A 17,425-nucleotide genomic window follows, 5' to 3' on the forward strand; every position below is an offset into this window, starting at 1 on the left:
TTCCACCTCGCGATGGACACCCTTGCATTCAGCTAACACTTCCCACTGTAAAGGCGTGTTCGGGACTTACACCCTAGAGTTATCGCCCATGCTGGGCACACAACAAAAAAAGGCATAAGAATCAAACTCTTATGCCTTTTGTTTTATAATAAAAACTAAAAATTATCTTGAATAATTTGGAGCTTCTTTTGTAATTGTAACGTTATGCGGGTGACTTTCTGTAATTCCGCTTGATGTGATTCTAACAAAACGTCCCGTTTCTTGTAAAGTCGGAATGTCTTTTGAACCGCAGTATCCCATTCCGGCACGAAGACCACCAACGAATTGAAGCATACTTTCGTTCAATTCACCTTTGTAAGGAACACGACCAACAATTCCTTCCGGAACTAGTTTTTTAACGTCATCTTCAACATCCTGAAAATAACGGTCTTTCGATCCGCCTTCCATCGCTTCAACAGAACCCATTCCGCGGTAAGATTTGAATTTTCTTCCTTCAAAGATAATTGTTTCTCCCGGAGATTCTTTTGTACCTGCTAATAATGAACCTAACATCACACAGTCAGCACCGGCAGCGATTGCTTTAGGAATATCTCCTGTATAACGAATTCCACCATCAGCAATAACCGGAACTCCGGTTCCTTTGATAGCCGCAGCTACTTCAAGAACTGCTGAGAATTGAGGAAAACCAACACCTGCAACAATACGCGTTGTACAAATAGAACCAGGTCCTATTCCTACTTTAACACCGTCTGCACCGTTTGCTACTAAATATTTAGCTGCTTCCGGAGTTGCAATGTTTCCTACGATTACATCAATATTAGGGAATTTTGTTTTTACTTCTTTTAATGTATTTACTACACCTTCAGTATGTCCGTGAGCAGTATCAATAATGATAGCGTCTACACCGGCAGCAACTAATGCAGCAGCTCTTTCGACAGCATCACCAGTAACACCAATTGCAGCAGCAACTCTTAAACGACCAAAAACATCTTTGTTAGCGATTGGTTTTTGAGTCAGTTTTGTAATATCTCTAAAAGTGATTAAACCAACCAATTCATAATTAGCATTTACAACTGGCAACTTTTCGATTTTATGTCCTTGTAAAACTACTTCGGCCTGCTCTAATGAAGTTCCTTCGGCAACAGTAACTAAGTTTGTACTTGTCATTACCTCAGCGATTGCTCTTGCTCCGTTTTTTTCAAAACGTAAATCACGATTGGTTACAATTCCTTTAAGGATTCTATTTTCATCAACGATTGGGATTCCGCCAATTCCGAATTCTTTCATTGCATTTTTTGCATCTGCAATTGTCGAAGTCATTGGTAAAGTTACCGGATCGATAATCATTCCAGACTCAGCACGTTTTACTCTTCTAACTTTCGCAGCTTGTTGCTCGATAGTCATGTTTTTGTGCAAAACACCAATCCCGCCTTCTTGCGCCATAGCAATTGCCATAGAACTTTCGGTAACGGTATCCATAGCAGCTGATACTATTGGAACGTTTAATGTTATATTTCGTGAAAATTTTGATTTGATACTCACTTCGCGAGGAAGCACATTCGAGTAGTTAGGTACTAATAATACATCGTCGTAAGTTAAACCTTCGCCGATAATCTTGGAGTTGTGTGCTATCATGTTGCAATTTCTAGTTGAATTGCGTGCAAATATAGTGAATAAATTGGAAACTTGAATACTAACTTATTCATAAAATTAACTTTACAAGAAATATCCTATAATTATATGGGTACTATTTTAACCATATAAGATATATAAGTTCATTTAATAACTTGCATATGGTTACCGATTACGCTCGAATTAACAGTCCTGTTACAGCTACTAATTAAAATTGGAATTTCGAATTTTTATATTGGAATTTTCAAAAAAACTAATCCTCTGAATCGTGAAAGACAAAATTAAAGCCGAACTGAAATGCTATACTATTGGCTTTTGAAACATCTTTGTATTCGAGAACATTATCGACAAGAAGATACATATTGAGTTTCCCGACTGTTCCTGAAAGTCCTAAACCGATATTTTTATTAGAATACGAATCAATTGTATAAGTTGCTTTGACATCTAATTTATCAAAAACACTTCGTTTGTAAAAAGCAGTTAAAGCAACAAAAGGTTCTACCGGCATAGACATTATAAACAATTGCCCTCCCACTGCGTTGACATACTTTCGGACTGTTCTTCCTTTACAATTACAAGCATCATCTGAGCGTGATTCGCCCCAGGAATACTGCATCGATGAATAAAATTTAGTTGGTCGCCAAGTTGTATATTTATTATAGAGTGTATCTCGTGGTATGGCTTTCTCAAACTCATCAAATATATTTTTGGGCTTATTTGTGGGATCAAAACTAGGGTTTACTCCATCATATTTATAAGTCCCTTTGTATGTCAGGGTCTCGATATCTTTAGTATGTCTTATAAAACCGAGATCGACAATACTTGCCGTAAATTGAAGATTATCCTTAAAATAATAGGTCAGTCCGGCATCGATTCCCAAACCTAAACTTCCGTTAAAGAACGTATTATGTGCAATATCCTTTGGAATATTTCCTTCGTATTCGTCTTTTGTAAATGTTCCAATCCCTGACGTTTTCAGTTCTAAATTTGATTCTATTATTTGATTATAGATATTTGGAGATCCTGCCGCTTGTCCTGTATAAATAAAACCCGAATTTTTAGTAGATGTTGCATTTGCACCACTTGAATACAGTTTTGCACGACCGCCTAAAACAAGTTTATCATTTAATTTTTTATGAAATCCCACGTGAAAGACAGACAGCACTTCGGCTCTGACATTTAAATCAGCCAGATTGAATGATTTACCTATATAATCCCGATTTCCATCTAGGGCTAATATAGCCAAATCTTTTGGAACGTACATTAAAAAATCAAACTCCTGATAGGCTCCAAACGAAATATAAGATTGACTGTCCTTTCCTCCCACTCTAAAACCACCTGAAAATAATTCGAGTTGCTGATTGACCTGAGTCTTATCTTTGGCTGAAGAATTATTAATAACGTTACGGACTTTGTCATTAAAATCTACTCCGTTATTAGCAAATAAATCATAAGCAGAAAAACTACTTGAACCTAAATTCGCATAAACCCCGGACAAAAGAGGAACTCCAAAATAGAATTTATACGAAACATCAGCTCCTGGATTTACGAGTGACGATTGCGGAATAGCCGTAAAATTATACAACACTTCTTTGTTTTGGGCAAAGGAGGAAAGTTGAAAAGCTACAATTAGAATCAGATATACTTTTCTCATTCTATTACCATATAAACGGTTGCACCTGAGCGTAATTTTAAACTTCCTGTACTATTTTGATCCAGAGGTGGTCCAGCCGCCATTCTGACAAAAAAAGCTATTTTAACCGTTTTTTTCAAGAGTGCCAGTCTTTGATTTTCATAGACTTCAGTTGGGAATTTAACAATATTTGAACTTCCTGAATAGGCTGGAATTGAATAGGTATTGGTTTCCAGTACTTTATTATTAGCATCTAAAAGCACTATATCGAGCGTAAAAGCTCTAATTATTGTATTTTCTAATTCGAAATTCAGTTCTGCTTTTACAAGATTATCTCTAAAAAACTTCTCTTTAAAAGCATCAAATTGCTCTACATCAGAGACTATTTGGCCTCCACCAGTATTTGCTAATTGTGTTGCAGGAACATTAAAATAAGCCAGATTGGCTACAAAAACCGGTTCTAGTTTTAAATCTTTAGTCTGATCAAAATCGAGATCGCTTGAACAGGAAAGAAACAAAACTGATGAAAATATTAATATAAAAATCCTATTGATAAGATTTGACTTCATAGAAGTGGTATTTGGATACACAAAAAACGTATTTTATTAACTATATATTGCCCGATTGGTGTTTATCTTTTTGTTATTATTTTCGTCATATTAAACCTGAAGATTATATTTAATTGCTTTATCAGTGATAATTACCAAACAATTTTGAAGCTTCATTATAAGCACTTTCAAAACTTAAAGAGTTTAAACCTGTTGATTTTTTATTGGCTGTAAAATAAGAAATCAATTTTTCTGTAGGCATATTTCCTGTTAGTTTATCTGTAGCCATTGGGCAGCCGCCAAAACCCTGAATCGCTCCGTCAAAACGGGTACAGCCGGCTTTCGATGCTGCATCTATTTTTTCGAACCAACTATTGGGCGTTGTATGTAAATGTGCCCCAAACTCTATTTCAGGATATTTTGGAATTAAATTCGAAAAAAGATATGTAATGACTTCCGGCGTCGAACTGCCAACAGTATCTGAAAGTGATAATATTTTAACGCCCATTCCGGCTAATTTTTCTGTCCATTCGCCAACGATTTCAACATTCCACGGATCTCCATATGGATTTCCAAACCCCATTGAAAGGTACGTTACCACTTCTTTGTTTTTCTTATCTGCAATCTCCAGAATTTCTTCAAGTGTTACTAAAGATTCAGCTATTGTTTTATGTGTATTTCGCATCTGAAAATTCTCAGATATCGAAAAAGGAAATCCTAAATATCGAATTGGTTCATGCTCTGACGCTGATATAGCTCCTTGTGTATTCGCAATTATTGCTAACAATTTGCTTGTGGTTTGCGACAAATCAAGTTGTGCCAAAACCTCGGCAGTATCCTGCATTTGCGGAATTGCTTTTGGAGATACAAAACTTCCAAAATCAATCGTATCAAACCCAACTCTAAGCAAAGCTTGTATATATGAAACCTTGTTTTTAGCAGGAATAAAAGTTTTGATACCTTGCATAGCATCACGCGGACATTCGATAATCTTGATTTCTTTATTCAAAGCTTATTCTTTAGTGAAGGCTAAGTTAACGTCTTTTTTAAAGAAATAAAAGTTATAATTTTCATTAATTACAGTATTACACAATATTGTAATAACACATAACATTACACAAAAACGTAATAATAAATAATATTACATATATTTGTAATATTAAACTTTATTTATTTTTAATTATATTTGAATTATGACAAGCGTAATTACAGGTGATATCATTGACTCCAGAAAACAAAAATCAAAAGATTGGGTAGAAGATTTAAAAAAAATCTTATCTCCTTTTGGAGCAACACCAAGTCAATGGGAAGTTTACAGAGGTGATGAATTTCAGATCGAGATTAAAAATCCCGAAGATGCTTTATTGTCTGCTATTTTAATAAAAGCACATTTAAAAGCTATAAAACTAGACGCCCGAATGAGTATTGGTTTTGGCGACAAGACATATAATGCCGAGAAAATATCAGAGAGCAACGGTTCTGCCTTTATACATTCCGGAGAACTTTTTGAAACATTAAAAAAACAAAAGGTAACTTTAGCAATGAGAACAGGCGATACCAATCTCGATGAAAAAATGAATTTAATGATACAATTGGCGCTTACCTTCATGGACAACTGGCTTGCACAACCTGCACAATTTGTTGCCGCTGCAATAGAAAATCCTACTTTGTCTCAAGAAGAATTAGGACAAAAATTAGGCATTAATCAGGCCGCGGTAAGCCGAAGACAAAAAAGGGCCCAGTTTGATTTGGTACAACATTTAGATCGTTATTTTAGAACAGAGATAAAACAACTTAAAACGCGATGATTTTATTTATAAAACTACTTTTAGCACATTTATTAGGCGATTTTATATGGCAGCCCAACTCATGGGTTAAAGATAAAGAAGCCAGGAAATATAAAAGTATCTATCTCTACTTTCATATTCTTTTGCATGCAATTCTGGCGGCAGTTTTAGTTGGAGAAATTAAGTTTATACCTTATGCTATTTTAATTGCCATTACGCATGGTTCAGTAGATTTGATCAAACTCAATTATCAAAAACCAAATACAAAACGTACTTGGTTTGTTCTGGATCAAATTGCTCATATCCTTATTTTAATTGCAATTGTATTACTCTACAACGGAGAATCCATAAACTTTCTATGGTTTAACAATCAATTTTGGATTTTAATTATCGGTATTTTATTCATCACGAAACCGACTTCTATTTTTATTAAAACCATTATTTCTATCTGGAATCCTGAAAGTCAAAATAGTCACAACGATAATTCACTTGCTACGGCAGGAAATTATATCGGAATACTAGAACGTCTTTTTGTGTTTTGTTTTATCCTAACAGGACATTTTGAAGCAATCGGATTTTTATTGGCCGCCAAATCTATCTTTAGATTTGGAGATTTAAAAGAAGCCAAAGAAAGAAAACTTACCGAATATGTTCTAATTGGTACTTTGATCAGTTTTGGAACTGCTATTATTACAGGATTACTTGTTCAGGCGCTTTTATTACAACTGGTTTAAGATTTTTTTATTGATTGCTTTTATCAAAGCCGGGCCTTCGTAAATAAATCCGGTATACAATTGTACCAAACTCGCTCCTGCATTCAACTTTTCGATAGCATCATCTGCAGAATGTATTCCTCCTACTCCAATAATTGGAAATGCTTTATTGCTTTTTTCAGAAAGAAAACGAATCACTTCCGTCGAACGTTTCGCCAAAGGTTTTCCGGACAAACCTCCCATTTCAGATTGGTTTTCAGACTGCAATCCTTCTCTTGAAATTGTTGTATTGGTTGCAATTACGCCCGCAATTTGAGTCGTTTTTACAATGTCAATAATATCCAATAACTGCTCGTCAGTAAGATCCGGAGCAATTTTTAAAAGAATTGGTTTTATTTTCTGAGTACTTCTTTTCTGCTTTGCAACATTTCTGTTTTGCAAAGTTTGCAATAAAGCCGTTAACGGTTCCTTATCCTGCAAAGCTCTTAAATTTGGTGTGTTTGGAGAACTCACATTTACTACAAAATAATCTACATGATCAAACAAGGCATCAAAACAAATGATATAGTCATCTACAGCATTTTCATTTGGTGTAATTTTATTTTTACCAATATTTCCACCAATCAAAACGCCTGAATTCTTTTTTAAACGTTCTACGGCTTCAAGAACCCCACCATTATTAAAGCCCATTCGGTTAATAATCGCCTGGTCCTCCTTTAATCTGAACAAACGTTTTTTTGTATTTCCTTCCTGGCCAACCGGAGTTACGGTTCCTATTTCTATAAAACCAAAACCAAAATCTGAAAGTTCCTTGTATAACTTGGCATCTTTATCAAATCCCGCCGCAAGTCCCACCGGGTTTTTAAATTTGATTCCGAAAACTTCACGTTCTAAGCGAGCATCTTTTACTTCATAAATTGATCTTATAATCGACGAAACTCCTGGGATCTTTGAAATGAATTTAACAAATGAAAAAGTAAAGTAATGAACTTCTTCCGGATCAAACCAAAAAAGTATCGGGCGAATTATCAATTTATACATAAGAGTGTTGTGTGTGTTTTTTCGATGGCAAATTTAATTATAATACTTCAGACAACTATTAACTAAAATGATTTTTATTTTTTTACAATTATTACTATTTTTTTTTTAATTTTAATGGGATTAAAAGATTGAAAATGAAATTCATAAAAAAATAATCAGCAAAATAATTATTCTTTAAGCAATTAAATTATTTTTTAAATTTTAAGGAATAGTACAAGACAAAGTAATGACAATAAACCACTTACCATTACTACCTTTAAATATGGGAAATTTAAAAAAGCATTACAACTTATTCAAACGGAAGCAAGAAACAACACTAAAACTATTCGTATTGCAAAAACAAACAACTAATCCTATAGGACAACTATAATTTAAAGTTATTTTTTTAACTTTATTCCCTCTTATATTGACAACACCAAAATCAAATCAAGAATGAAAAATAAAACTTACTGGATTTTAGCAATTCTTACCATCTCTGCTATTTCAATTGCCTATGGTTACACTAAATTTATTCGCCCAGACCAAACGTTGACGGCAATGGATTGTGCCGAAACTGCAAATACATCTGACACTTCTTTATTTAAACCCACGATCGAAAATAAAAACAAACCTGCCGCCAATAAAACTCCTAAAGGAATGGTTTGGATTCCTGGCGGAGAATTCTCTATGGGAAGTAATGTTTCTGATGAAAGTTTATGCAGCATAAAAGGAGTTACAAAAGATGCAGCACCAATACATCAGGTATATGTTGACGGTTTTTACATGGATCACACCGAAGTGACTAATGAACAATTTGAAGCCTTTGTAAAAGCTACTGGCTATAAAACTTTAGCAGAAATAAAACCAACTCACGAAGAATATCCTGATGCTCCGGTAGAAAATTTAGTTGCAGGATCAGCCGTTTTTACCCCTACATCTGCACATGTTAACCTAAACAACTATATGCAATGGTGGACGTATGTTCAGGGAGCTGACTGGAGACATCCCGAAGGAGCCGGAAGCTCAATAATAGGCAGAGAAAAGTACCCGGTAGTTCAGGTCTCATATGATGATGCTGCTGCTTATGCTAAATGGGCGGGCAAAAGATTACCTACTGAAGCTGAATGGGAATTTGCAGCGCGTGGCGGAAAATCCGGGCAATTATATGCCTGGGGAAACACATTGAAACCTAAAGGAAAATTTCAGGCTAACATCTATCAAGGCCATTTTCCTGTCGAAAAAGGAGATACCGGCGAAGATGGCTATATAGGTATTGCACCAACTGCTCAATTTGAACCAAATCCGTATGGTCTTTACGACATTGGAGGAAATGTCTGGGAATGGACTAACGATTGGTATACTGCTGATTATTATTCTGTAATAAGCGAAAAAGATAAAGTTGCCAGAAACCCTCAAGGACCTGAATCGTCATACGATCCCGGAGAACCAAATTTACCTAAAAAGGTACAACGCGGAGGATCATTTTTATGTACAGATCAATATTGCACGCGCTACATGGTAGGTACCAGAGGAAAAGGAGATTACAAATCACCAGCAAACCATATTGGTTTCAGATGTGTGCAATAGTTTTTTTGCCACAAATTACACGAATCTATACGAATTAATTTAAATATAAAAACGAATTTCAAGAATTTAGATTCTTGAAATTCGTTTTTAAGCATTTATGGAATACCTGTTTATTCCTGAAAATTCATAACGCACTCGTTAGTGAACTGGCAAAGCAAATTCGCAGCATTTTTTTATCTGATTTTACAGTTTTCGTAATTTACAGCTTCACAGCGCCCAATTATTTGCTTATATTTGCTGAAAATTAAAAAAATGCAACATATTATAGATCGTTTTATTAGTTATGTAACTATTGATACCGAGTCAGATCCTAATTCACAAACCACTCCAAGTACAGAGAAACAATGGAATCTTGCCAATAAATTAGTCGAAGAATTAAAAACAATTGGTCTTGACGATGTTACTATAGATGAAAAAGCATACATAATGGCTACTTTACCAAGTAATGTAGATCATGAAGTTCCTGTAATAGGCTTTGTTTCGCATTTTGATACTTCACCGGATTTTAGCGGTGCAAATGTAAAACCTCAAATTATTGAGAATTACGACGGAAAAGATATCATTCTAAACGCTGAGAAAAACATCATTTTATCTCCAGGCTATTTTAAGGATTTACTACAATATAAGGGACAAACTATCATCACAACTGACGGTACTACTTTATTAGGCGCAGATGACAAGGCCGGAATTACAGAAATTGTTTCTGCAATGGAGTATTTAATTCAGCATCCTGAAATTAAACACGGAAAAATTAGAATTGGTTTTACTCCAGATGAAGAAATTGGTCGTGGTGCACATCATTTTGATGTGGAGAAGTTTGGCGCGCAATGGGCCTACACTATGGACGGAAGCCAGATTGGAGAATTAGAATATGAAAACTTTAATGCAGCCGGAGCCAAAATAACCTTTAAAGGAAAAAGCGTTCACCCGGGTTATGCCAAAGGAAAAATGATCAATTCGATGTTGATTGCCAATGATTTCATCAACGAACTTCCAAAAGGAGAAACACCACAGGAAACCAAAGGTTATGAAGGTTTTTTTCACGTACATCACTTAACGGGAAGCATCGAAGAAACAGTTTTAGAACTAATCATCCGTGATCACAACAAGCTTAAATTCGAAAAAAGAAAAGACTTAATTGGAAAAATCGCCAAGAAAATCAATAAAAAATTCGCCAAACAATTTGGTGAAGATATTGTAACTGCCGAAGTTAAAGATCAGTATTACAATATGAAAGAAAAGGTATTACCTGTAAAACATATCGTTGATATTGCTGAAAAAGCAATGAGAGAACTAAACATCAAACCTATCATTAAGCCTATTCGTGGCGGAACTGATGGATCTCAATTATCATTTATGGGATTACCTTGTCCTAACATTTTTGCAGGCGGACATAACTTTCATGGAAAATATGAATATGTTCCCGCAGAAAGCATTCAAAAAGCAACTGATGTTATTGTAAAAATCGCTGAATTAACAGCTATTCCAAGTATTTTTGATGTTGCCGAAAAACCAAAAAGAAAAAGATAATACGAGGAAAATAAATTCCAATTTTGAAGATTGGTGAAAAAATTCCAAATTCCAGTTATTAGCAAAAGCCTTTTTCAAAGTTTGAAAACTTTGAAAAAGGCTTTTTTTATGTGTTTTTTGTCCTTTCGACTGAAGGGAGAAATCACACTAGTTAATCGACAAAGATTGAAGATATACTTTACGGAGTTTCTTGTGTGATTTCTCCCTTTGGTCGAAAAGACAAGATTGAGTTTAAAAAAAATCAAAAAGTGCAATCACTAATTTGGAGTCTGGAATATGTACTAAGTTTTTTGTCCTTTCGACCGAAGGGAGAAATCACACTAGTTAATCGACAAAGATAGAAGATATACTTAACGGAGCTTCTTGTGTGATTTCTCCCTTCGGTTGAAAAGACAAGATTGAGTTTAGAAAAAATCACAAAGTGCAATCACTAATTTGGAATCTGGAATTTTTACTAAGTTGTTGTGTCCTTTCGACCGACAGGAGAAATCACACTAGTTAATCAACAAAGATTGAAGATATACTTTACGGAGTTTCTTGTGTGATTTCTCCCTTTGGTCGAAAAGACAAGATTGAGTTTAAAAAAAATTACAAAGTGTAATCACTAATTTGGAGTCTGGAATTTTCACTAAGTTGTTGTGTCCTTTCGACCGAAGGGAGAAATCACACTAGTTAATCGACAAAGATTGAAGACATACTTTACGGAGTTTCTTGTGTGATTTCTCCCTTTGGTCGAAAAGACAAGATTGAGTTTAATAAAAAATCACAAAGTACAATCACTAATTTGGAGTCTGGAATTTTCACTAAGTTGCTGTGTCCTTTCGACCGAAGGGAGAAATCACACTAGTTAATCGACAAAGATTGAAGATATACTTTTACTGAGTTTCTTGTGTGATTTCTCCCTTTGGTCGAGAAGACAAGATTGAGTTTAAAAAAAAATCCCAAAGTGCAATCACTAATTTGGAATCTGGAATTTTCACTAAGTTGTTGTGTCCTTTCGACCGAAGGGAGAAATCACACTAGTTAATCGACAAAGATTGAAGATATACTTTACGGAGTTTCTTGTGTGATTTCTCCCTTTGGTCGAAAAGACAAGATTGAGTAAAAAAAAAATCACAAAGTGCAATCACTAATTTGGAGTCTGGAATTTTTACTAAGTTGTCGTGTCCTTTCGACCGAAGGGAGAAATCACACTAGTTAATCGACAAAGATTGAAGATATACTTTACGGAGTTTCTTGTGTGATTTCTCCCTTTGGTCGAAAAAGACAAGATTGAGTTTAATAAAAGAAAAAAAAATCCCAAACTCCAACGTTTAAATTGGAATTTGGGATTTATATTTTAGTTGGAATTTCTAAAAAATAATTACGCTTTTTTATTCAAAGCAGCGCTCATTTCCATAGAAATAGCAGAACGCTCAATTTTTAATTTTCCAGACATTGTTTCGATAACTGCACTTGTATCAGCTAATTCAACAACTTTACCGTGAAAACCACTTTTAGTAATTATTTTATCACCTACTTTTAGGCTGCTTTCAAATTCTTTTTCGTTTTTTGCTCTTTTTTGTTGTGGTCTGATCATGAAGAAATAGATTACCACGAACATTAATAGAAATGGCGCAAATTGAGTTAATTGTCCCATAATTTAAATTCTGTTTTTGATTTATTATATTATTAATAGTTTGAAATCCTTGACTTAGTCTTACATTAAACCACGTCCAACTTTAATCATCTTTTTATTAGCCGTAAGCTCTTTAACAAGATTATCTAAAATTCCGTTGATAAAAATACTACTTTTTGGTGTAGAATACTCTTTTGCAATTTCTAAATATTCGTTAAGAGTTACTTTTACTGGAATTGAAGGGAATTTTAAAAACTCGCAAATTGCCATTTTCAAAATAATAGTATCAATTTCAGCAATCCTGTCACTGTCCCAATTTGGTGTCTTATCATCATATTCTTTAGCAAAAATAGTTTCGTTTAAAACTGTTCTTCTAAACAAGTCTTTAGCAAAATCTTTATCTTCTACATCTTTATACAATTTTGGCACTCTAAAATCATCAGGATCTTGTGTTTTTATCGCCTTCAATTGTTTAACGATATGCGTATTTACAACTGGAATATCATCAACCCATGTTAATTTATCATCTTCCAGATACTCATATAATTTTTCATTAGGAACAATTACATCAGCAAATAAATCGATTACAAATTGTCTGTCTTCTTCAAAAGTATTTACTGAAGAACTACTCATGTATTTTACATACAGATCACTTGCTTTAATATCATTTAAAAGTAAAATAATATAATCATCATTTAATGACCAGTTGTTGATTTTACGATTTTCTAAAGCGATGCTAAGTGAATTACTTTCGGCAAGAAGTTGAAAAATTTTATTGTTGATGAATTTTTCGTTCGGTTTACGTTCTGCAGCAGTTGCAAGATGTTTTTTGCTTGATAGATGTAAAAAAATGGATTCTTTTTTGCAAATTTCAATCAATGAAGAAAGCATTATAAGATATAAATCCTGAATATTATCAATGCTGTAAAAAAGAAACTTCTCTTCTTTTTCCATATTATCAGAACCGCTTTGATGCATTGCATAAATGGATTGCATTACTTTAACGCGTATGTGTCTTCTATTTACCACCTTGTAAGAACATTTAAAAATTAGTCTGCAAAATTAAGGATTTAACAGTTGATAATAAAATTTAAATGGATAAAAAAGCTCTCAGAAAGCAATTAATTTATGATATTAATAAAAAGCCGCATTTTTCACAGGACAATACTTTGAGATCTTTAAACAAAAAAGATGTTATTTTTCAGCATAAAAACTTCCAATCTGAAGTTTTTTTTTACCGCAAAGTTCGCAAAGTTTTTTTAAAATTAAGCAGTTTTGTAAAAATACAAAGTTCGCAAAGCTTTGTGTTGAACCAGCTTTGCGAACTTTACGATTACATACGTATTCCAATCTGAAGTTTTGTTTACCGCAAAGTTCGCAAAGCTTTGTGTTGAACCAGCTTTGCGAACTTTACGATTACATACGTATTCCAATCTGAAGTTTTTTTTACCTCAAAGTTCAAAAAGTTTTTTTTAATTAAGCAGTTTTGTAAAAACACAAAGTTCGCAAAGCTTTGTGTTGAACCAGCTTTGCGAACTTTATGATTACATACGCATTCCAATCTGAAGTTTTTTTTTACCTCAAAGTTCAAAAAGTTTTTTTTTAATTAAGCAGTTTTGCAAAAACACAAAGTTCGCAAAGCTTTGTGTTGAACCAGCTTTGCGAACTTTGTGTTTTCTAACCGCAATAAATAAAAATCTTAGCGAACTTTGCGGTAAAAAATAAACTGCAATATCAAGCTACCTATAAAAAAAGTCCCGGTATTCAGTCTCAGTTTACATTGCAAACTGAGACTGAATACTGGGACTATAAATTGTAAACTAAAAATTACTTCTTAGCAGCGTTTTCAATTTTTCTTAAATCAATACGATTTTGAGCAATTGTAAGAGCAGCTTTGTGCGTTGTCATTCCGTTTTTCACAGCGTAATCGATAATTTCTAAAGTAGTATTATAGATGTTTTCTGTTTTAGTCATGATTTCAGCTTTACCATAATGCTCTAATTCCGCATAAACATTGATAATTCCACCAGCGTTGATTAAGAAATCCGGAGCATATAAAATACCTCTTTCCTGCAATCTTAAACCGTGAACATTCTCATCAGCTAACTGATTGTTGGCAGCACCAGCAATAACTTTAGCTTTAATTTTATTTACAGTATCATCATTAATGATTGCTCCCATCGCACATGGTGCATAAATATCAACATCTGCAGTATACAAATCTTCACCTGCATAAACTGTTGCATTATATTTTGCAGCTACCTGATATAATTTTTCTTCATTAATATCTGTAATAGTAACGATTGCTCCTTCTTTAGTCAAATATTCAACTAAGGCTTCACCAACGTGGCCAATACCCTGAACCAAAACTTTTTTACCTTCTAAAACATCAGTACCAAACTGACTTTTAGCAGCAGCTTTCATTCCTAAATAAACACCGTAAGCTGTTATTGGAGAAGGATTTCCTGAACCACCTCTTTCTTCAGAGATACCCGTAACATAAGGTGTTACATCTCTAACAGTGTCCATATCTTTCGTTTCCATTCCAACATCTTCAGCAGTAATATATCTTCCGCCTAAAGAGTGAACAAACTCACCAAACTTGCGCATTAATTCAGGTGTTTTTTGCGTTTTAGCATCACCAATAATTACTGCTTTACCTCCACCGATATTCAATCCGGTAATGGCTGATTTATATGTCATACCTCTTGAAAGACGCAAAACATCGTTCAATGCTTCCCATTCAGTATTATAGTTCCACATTCTTGTACCTCCTAAAGCTGGCCCCATAACTGAATTATGAATACCAATAATTGCTTTTAAACCTGTATCTTTGTCATTGCAAAAAACAATTTGTTCGTGATCATCAAATGATAGTTGACCAAAAACAGGATCCATTTTTTGAAGTTCCTTTCCAGTTGCGAAAGTTGCATCCATAGCGCTAGTATTTATTAGTTATAAATTATGAATTTGTCAAAAAGACTTCTCAAATTTATACAAAAAATACACATGTGCTAATTTTTTATCTTTAAAATAACAATATAACAATCGTTTTGTTTTGATAAAATTATACTTTCCGTTAATTTTAATTCACAATATTGTACAAAATCAAAACATTTCGTCATAGAATCTCTTAAAAAAATGAAAGAATTAAGCTATTTAAACAAATATTTCATCAAATATAAATATAGTTTCTCTTTAGGAATTTTAATCGCTATAATCTCACAAATATTCGCTCTATTTACCCCTCAATTAATTAGTAAGTCTCTAAACGCTATCGAAAATTTTGATAAGCTTCCCAAATCTGAACAGATGTCGCAAGTTGTTATTGACTCATACAGAGATGGTTTAATCAATAACGTATTGCTAATTATCGCTACTGCAATAATTTCAGGCTTTTTTCTCTTCCTAACACGACAGACTTTAATTGTAATGTCCCGTCATATTGAATTTGATTTAAAAAATGAGGTTTTCAAGCAATACGAAAATCTTTCACAGAACTTTTACAAGCAAAACCGTACCGGAGATTTAATGAATCGTATCAGCGAAGACGTTTCAAAGGTCCGTATGTACGTTGGTCCGGCCGTAATGTACACCATCAATACATTTATTCGTTTTGCAATCGTTATAATATATATGTATAATGTTTCGCCGTTATTAACACTATATACTATTTTACCGTTACCTGTACTTTCGTATTGTATTTTTAAATTAAGTTCTGAAATCAATAAACGAAGTACGACTTTTCAGCAATATTTATCGAAAGTCTCGAGTTTTTCGCAGGAAATTTTTTCAGGGATCAGGGTTATAAAAGCATACTCCTTAGAAAACCAACATCAAAATAACATGGTAGCTCTTGCGGATGAAAGCAAAAAAAAGAGTTTGGATTTAGCCAAAGTCCAATCACTATTTGGCCCTTTGATGATTGCCTTAATCGGAATCAGTAATCTGGTTGTCATTTATTTTGGTGGTCTTATGTACATTAACGGAACGATTGCGAACATTGGAACAATTGCTGAGTTTATTTTATATGTAAACATGCTAACCTGGCCAGTTGCCTCATTAGGATGGGTTTCATCAATGGTACAGGAAGCCGAAGCTTCTCAAAAACGTTTGAATGAATTCCTGAAAATTGAACCGGAAATCAAGAATAACAATGAGAACACATCAGATATTCAAGGTTCTATTGCTTTCGAAAATGTAAGCTATACGTATAAAGACACTAATATCGAAGCGCTGAAAAATGTAACTTTTACGGTAAAAAAAGGAGAGACATTGGCTATTTTAGGAAAAACAGGCTCTGGTAAATCGACTATCCTTTCCTTAATTTCCCGTTTATACGACGTTACTTCGGGAAAAATCACAATTGACGGGAATGAAATAAGCACTTTGAACTTAAATGATCTTCGAAACAATATAGGAATCGTACCTCAGGATGCTTTTTTATTCTCTGACACTATTAAAAACAATATCAAATTTGGCAATCAAAACGCTACAGACAAAGAAGTAATCGAGGCGGCTAAAAATGCTGTCGTTCATGACAATATCATTGCATTCAACAAACAATACGACACAGTTCTGGGAGAAAGAGGTATCACACTTTCAGGAGGCCAGAAGCAACGTGTATCTATTGCACGTGCTATTATTAAAAAACCTGCGATTCTACTTTTTGACGATTGCCTGTCAGCAGTCGATACTGAGACAGAAGAGACGATTTTGAACAATTTATTCGAAATTTGTAAAGATAAAACTACCATAATAGTCAGTCATCGTGTTTCGTCAGCAAAAAATGCCGACAAAATAATCATTTTAGAAGATGGCAGAATCATTCAACAAGGCTCTCATAATCAATTAATAAATCAAGAGGGCTATTATGCTTCTTTATATTTAAAACAACTTTCAGAAAAAGAATCACTTTAAATGTTGCGTAATAGATAATTTTTTATGATTTTTGAGTACTATTAATTCCAAAAATGATAGAACGTATTATGAGAGAAAATGACATGTTAGAAAAAGAAGAGATTTTTTCTAAAGTATTACGAGCAGGAAGAAGAACTTATTTCTTTGATGTGAGAGCTACTAAAGCTGATGATTATTATATCACTATTACCGAAAGTAAAAAATTTACTGAAGAAGATGGTTCTTTTCATTTTAAAAAACACAAAATTTACTTGTATAAAGAAGATTTTAGTGCTTTTGCCGAAATACTAGAAGAAATGACTTCATATGTCTTGAACCACAAAGGCGAAGAAGTAATTTCTGAAAGACACCAAAAAGATTTTAAGAAAGAATACGGTTCCGATAAACCTGAAGGACAACGATCTAGTTTTACTGATATTGATTTTGACGATATTTAG

Annotated in this window: 14 protein-coding genes; 6 read left to right on the forward strand and 8 right to left on the reverse strand. The window is 33.8% G+C overall.

What is annotated here, in order from left to right:
- Positions 1-162: 162 nt before the first annotated feature.
- The 4 genes from guaB to NJT12_RS08230 all read right to left on the reverse strand — a co-directional run bounded on the left by guaB (position 163) and on the right by NJT12_RS08230 (position 4,822).
- Positions 163-1,635, reverse strand: coding sequence for an IMP dehydrogenase (guaB, locus tag NJT12_RS08215; protein WP_271335398.1), 1,473 nt, complete (start codon positions 1,633-1,635; stop codon positions 163-165).
- A gap of 250 nt (positions 1,636-1,885) precedes the next feature.
- On the reverse strand, positions 1,886-3,286 hold the full coding sequence (locus NJT12_RS08220) for a DUF5723 family protein (protein WP_271335399.1): 1,401 nt from the start codon (positions 3,284-3,286) through the stop codon (positions 1,886-1,888).
- Complete coding sequence (locus tag NJT12_RS08225) at positions 3,283-3,834, reverse strand: hypothetical protein (RefSeq protein WP_271335400.1); 552 nt, start codon at positions 3,832-3,834, stop codon at positions 3,283-3,285. Before NJT12_RS08225 ends, NJT12_RS08220 begins: the two co-directional genes overlap by 4 nt.
- A gap of 121 nt (positions 3,835-3,955) precedes the next feature.
- Positions 3,956-4,822: a hydroxymethylglutaryl-CoA lyase gene (locus tag NJT12_RS08230; protein ID WP_271335401.1), complete on the reverse strand. Its 867-nt coding sequence runs from the start codon at positions 4,820-4,822 to the stop codon at positions 3,956-3,958.
- Between the two features lie 184 nt (positions 4,823-5,006).
- On the opposite strand from NJT12_RS08230, the gene NJT12_RS08235 reads away from it, so the two are divergent.
- A complete protein-coding gene (locus NJT12_RS08235; protein ID WP_271335402.1) occupies positions 5,007-5,621 on the forward strand; it encodes a SatD family protein in 615 nt (204 codons plus the stop codon).
- Positions 5,618-6,334, forward strand: a complete 717-nt coding sequence (locus tag NJT12_RS08240) for a DUF3307 domain-containing protein (RefSeq protein ID WP_271335403.1) — start codon at positions 5,618-5,620, stop codon at positions 6,332-6,334. Before NJT12_RS08235 ends, NJT12_RS08240 begins: the two co-directional genes overlap by 4 nt.
- Here the strand turns inward: NJT12_RS08240 and NJT12_RS08245 are convergent.
- The gene (locus NJT12_RS08245) at positions 6,320-7,354 is read right to left on the reverse strand and encodes a quinone-dependent dihydroorotate dehydrogenase (protein ID WP_271335404.1); all 1,035 of its coding nucleotides are present in this window, start codon (positions 7,352-7,354) and stop codon (positions 6,320-6,322) included. The two genes, NJT12_RS08240 and NJT12_RS08245, sit on opposite strands and share 15 nt — an antisense overlap.
- Positions 7,355-7,786: 432 nt before the next feature.
- On the opposite strand from NJT12_RS08245, the gene NJT12_RS08250 reads away from it, so the two are divergent.
- Positions 7,787-8,920, forward strand: a complete 1,134-nt coding sequence (locus NJT12_RS08250) for a formylglycine-generating enzyme family protein (protein WP_271335405.1) — start codon at positions 7,787-7,789, stop codon at positions 8,918-8,920.
- Between the two features lie 252 nt (positions 8,921-9,172).
- Positions 9,173-10,450 (forward strand): peptidase T, encoded by a 1,278-nt coding sequence (gene pepT, locus NJT12_RS08255; RefSeq protein WP_271335406.1) that lies wholly within the window; start codon positions 9,173-9,175, stop codon positions 10,448-10,450.
- A gap of 1,363 nt (positions 10,451-11,813) precedes the next feature.
- Here the strand turns inward: pepT and yajC are convergent.
- From yajC to NJT12_RS08270, 3 genes are all read right to left on the reverse strand, one after another.
- The gene (gene yajC / locus NJT12_RS08260; RefSeq protein ID WP_271335407.1) at positions 11,814-12,089 is read right to left on the reverse strand and encodes a preprotein translocase subunit YajC; all 276 of its coding nucleotides are present in this window, start codon (positions 12,087-12,089) and stop codon (positions 11,814-11,816) included.
- Between the two features lie 60 nt (positions 12,090-12,149).
- Positions 12,150-13,064: a transcription antitermination factor NusB gene (gene nusB / locus NJT12_RS08265; protein WP_271335408.1), complete on the reverse strand. Its 915-nt coding sequence runs from the start codon at positions 13,062-13,064 to the stop codon at positions 12,150-12,152.
- Positions 13,065-13,895: 831 nt separating this feature from the next.
- Positions 13,896-15,005 (reverse strand): Glu/Leu/Phe/Val family dehydrogenase, encoded by a 1,110-nt coding sequence (locus NJT12_RS08270; protein ID WP_271335409.1) that lies wholly within the window; start codon positions 15,003-15,005, stop codon positions 13,896-13,898.
- A 204-nt stretch (positions 15,006-15,209) separates the two neighbouring features.
- On the opposite strand from NJT12_RS08270, the gene NJT12_RS08275 reads away from it, so the two are divergent.
- Positions 15,210-16,988 (forward strand): ABC transporter ATP-binding protein, encoded by a 1,779-nt coding sequence (locus NJT12_RS08275; protein ID WP_271335410.1) that lies wholly within the window; start codon positions 15,210-15,212, stop codon positions 16,986-16,988.
- A 68-nt stretch (positions 16,989-17,056) separates the two neighbouring features.
- A complete protein-coding gene (locus NJT12_RS08280) occupies positions 17,057-17,425 on the forward strand; it encodes a PUR family DNA/RNA-binding protein (RefSeq protein ID WP_029268690.1) in 369 nt (122 codons plus the stop codon).

Origin of the sequence: Flavobacterium azizsancarii, assembly GCF_027980145.1 — a bacterium.
GTDB lineage: Bacteria > Bacteroidota > Bacteroidia > Flavobacteriales > Flavobacteriaceae > Flavobacterium > Flavobacterium azizsancarii.

What these genes read in the sequence shown, in the direction of transcription:
- guaB (WP_271335398.1), bottom strand. Translation starts at nt 1,635, where the DNA reads ATGATAGCACACAACTCCAAGATTATCGGCGAAGGTTTAACTTACGAC.
- NJT12_RS08220 (WP_271335399.1), bottom strand. Translation starts at nt 3,286, where the DNA reads ATGAGAAAAGTATATCTGATTCTAATTGTAGCTTTTCAACTTTCCTCC.
- NJT12_RS08225 (WP_271335400.1), bottom strand. Translation starts at nt 3,834, where the DNA reads ATGAAGTCAAATCTTATCAATAGGATTTTTATATTAATATTTTCATCA.
- NJT12_RS08235 (WP_271335402.1), top strand. Translation starts at nt 5,007, where the DNA reads ATGACAAGCGTAATTACAGGTGATATCATTGACTCCAGAAAACAAAAA.
- NJT12_RS08240 (WP_271335403.1), top strand. Translation starts at nt 5,618, where the DNA reads ATGATTTTATTTATAAAACTACTTTTAGCACATTTATTAGGCGATTTT.
- NJT12_RS08245 (WP_271335404.1), bottom strand. Translation starts at nt 7,354, where the DNA reads ATGTATAAATTGATAATTCGCCCGATACTTTTTTGGTTTGATCCGGAA.
- NJT12_RS08250 (WP_271335405.1), top strand. Translation starts at nt 7,787, where the DNA reads ATGAAAAATAAAACTTACTGGATTTTAGCAATTCTTACCATCTCTGCT.
- pepT (WP_271335406.1), top strand. Translation starts at nt 9,173, where the DNA reads ATGCAACATATTATAGATCGTTTTATTAGTTATGTAACTATTGATACC.
- yajC (WP_271335407.1), bottom strand. Translation starts at nt 12,089, where the DNA reads ATGGGACAATTAACTCAATTTGCGCCATTTCTATTAATGTTCGTGGTA.
- nusB (WP_271335408.1), bottom strand. Translation starts at nt 13,064, where the DNA reads ATGCAATCCATTTATGCAATGCATCAAAGCGGTTCTGATAATATGGAA.
- NJT12_RS08270 (WP_271335409.1), bottom strand. Translation starts at nt 15,005, where the DNA reads ATGGATGCAACTTTCGCAACTGGAAAGGAACTTCAAAAAATGGATCCT.
- NJT12_RS08275 (WP_271335410.1), top strand. Translation starts at nt 15,210, where the DNA reads ATGAAAGAATTAAGCTATTTAAACAAATATTTCATCAAATATAAATAT.
- NJT12_RS08280 (WP_029268690.1), top strand. Translation starts at nt 17,057, where the DNA reads ATGAGAGAAAATGACATGTTAGAAAAAGAAGAGATTTTTTCTAAAGTA.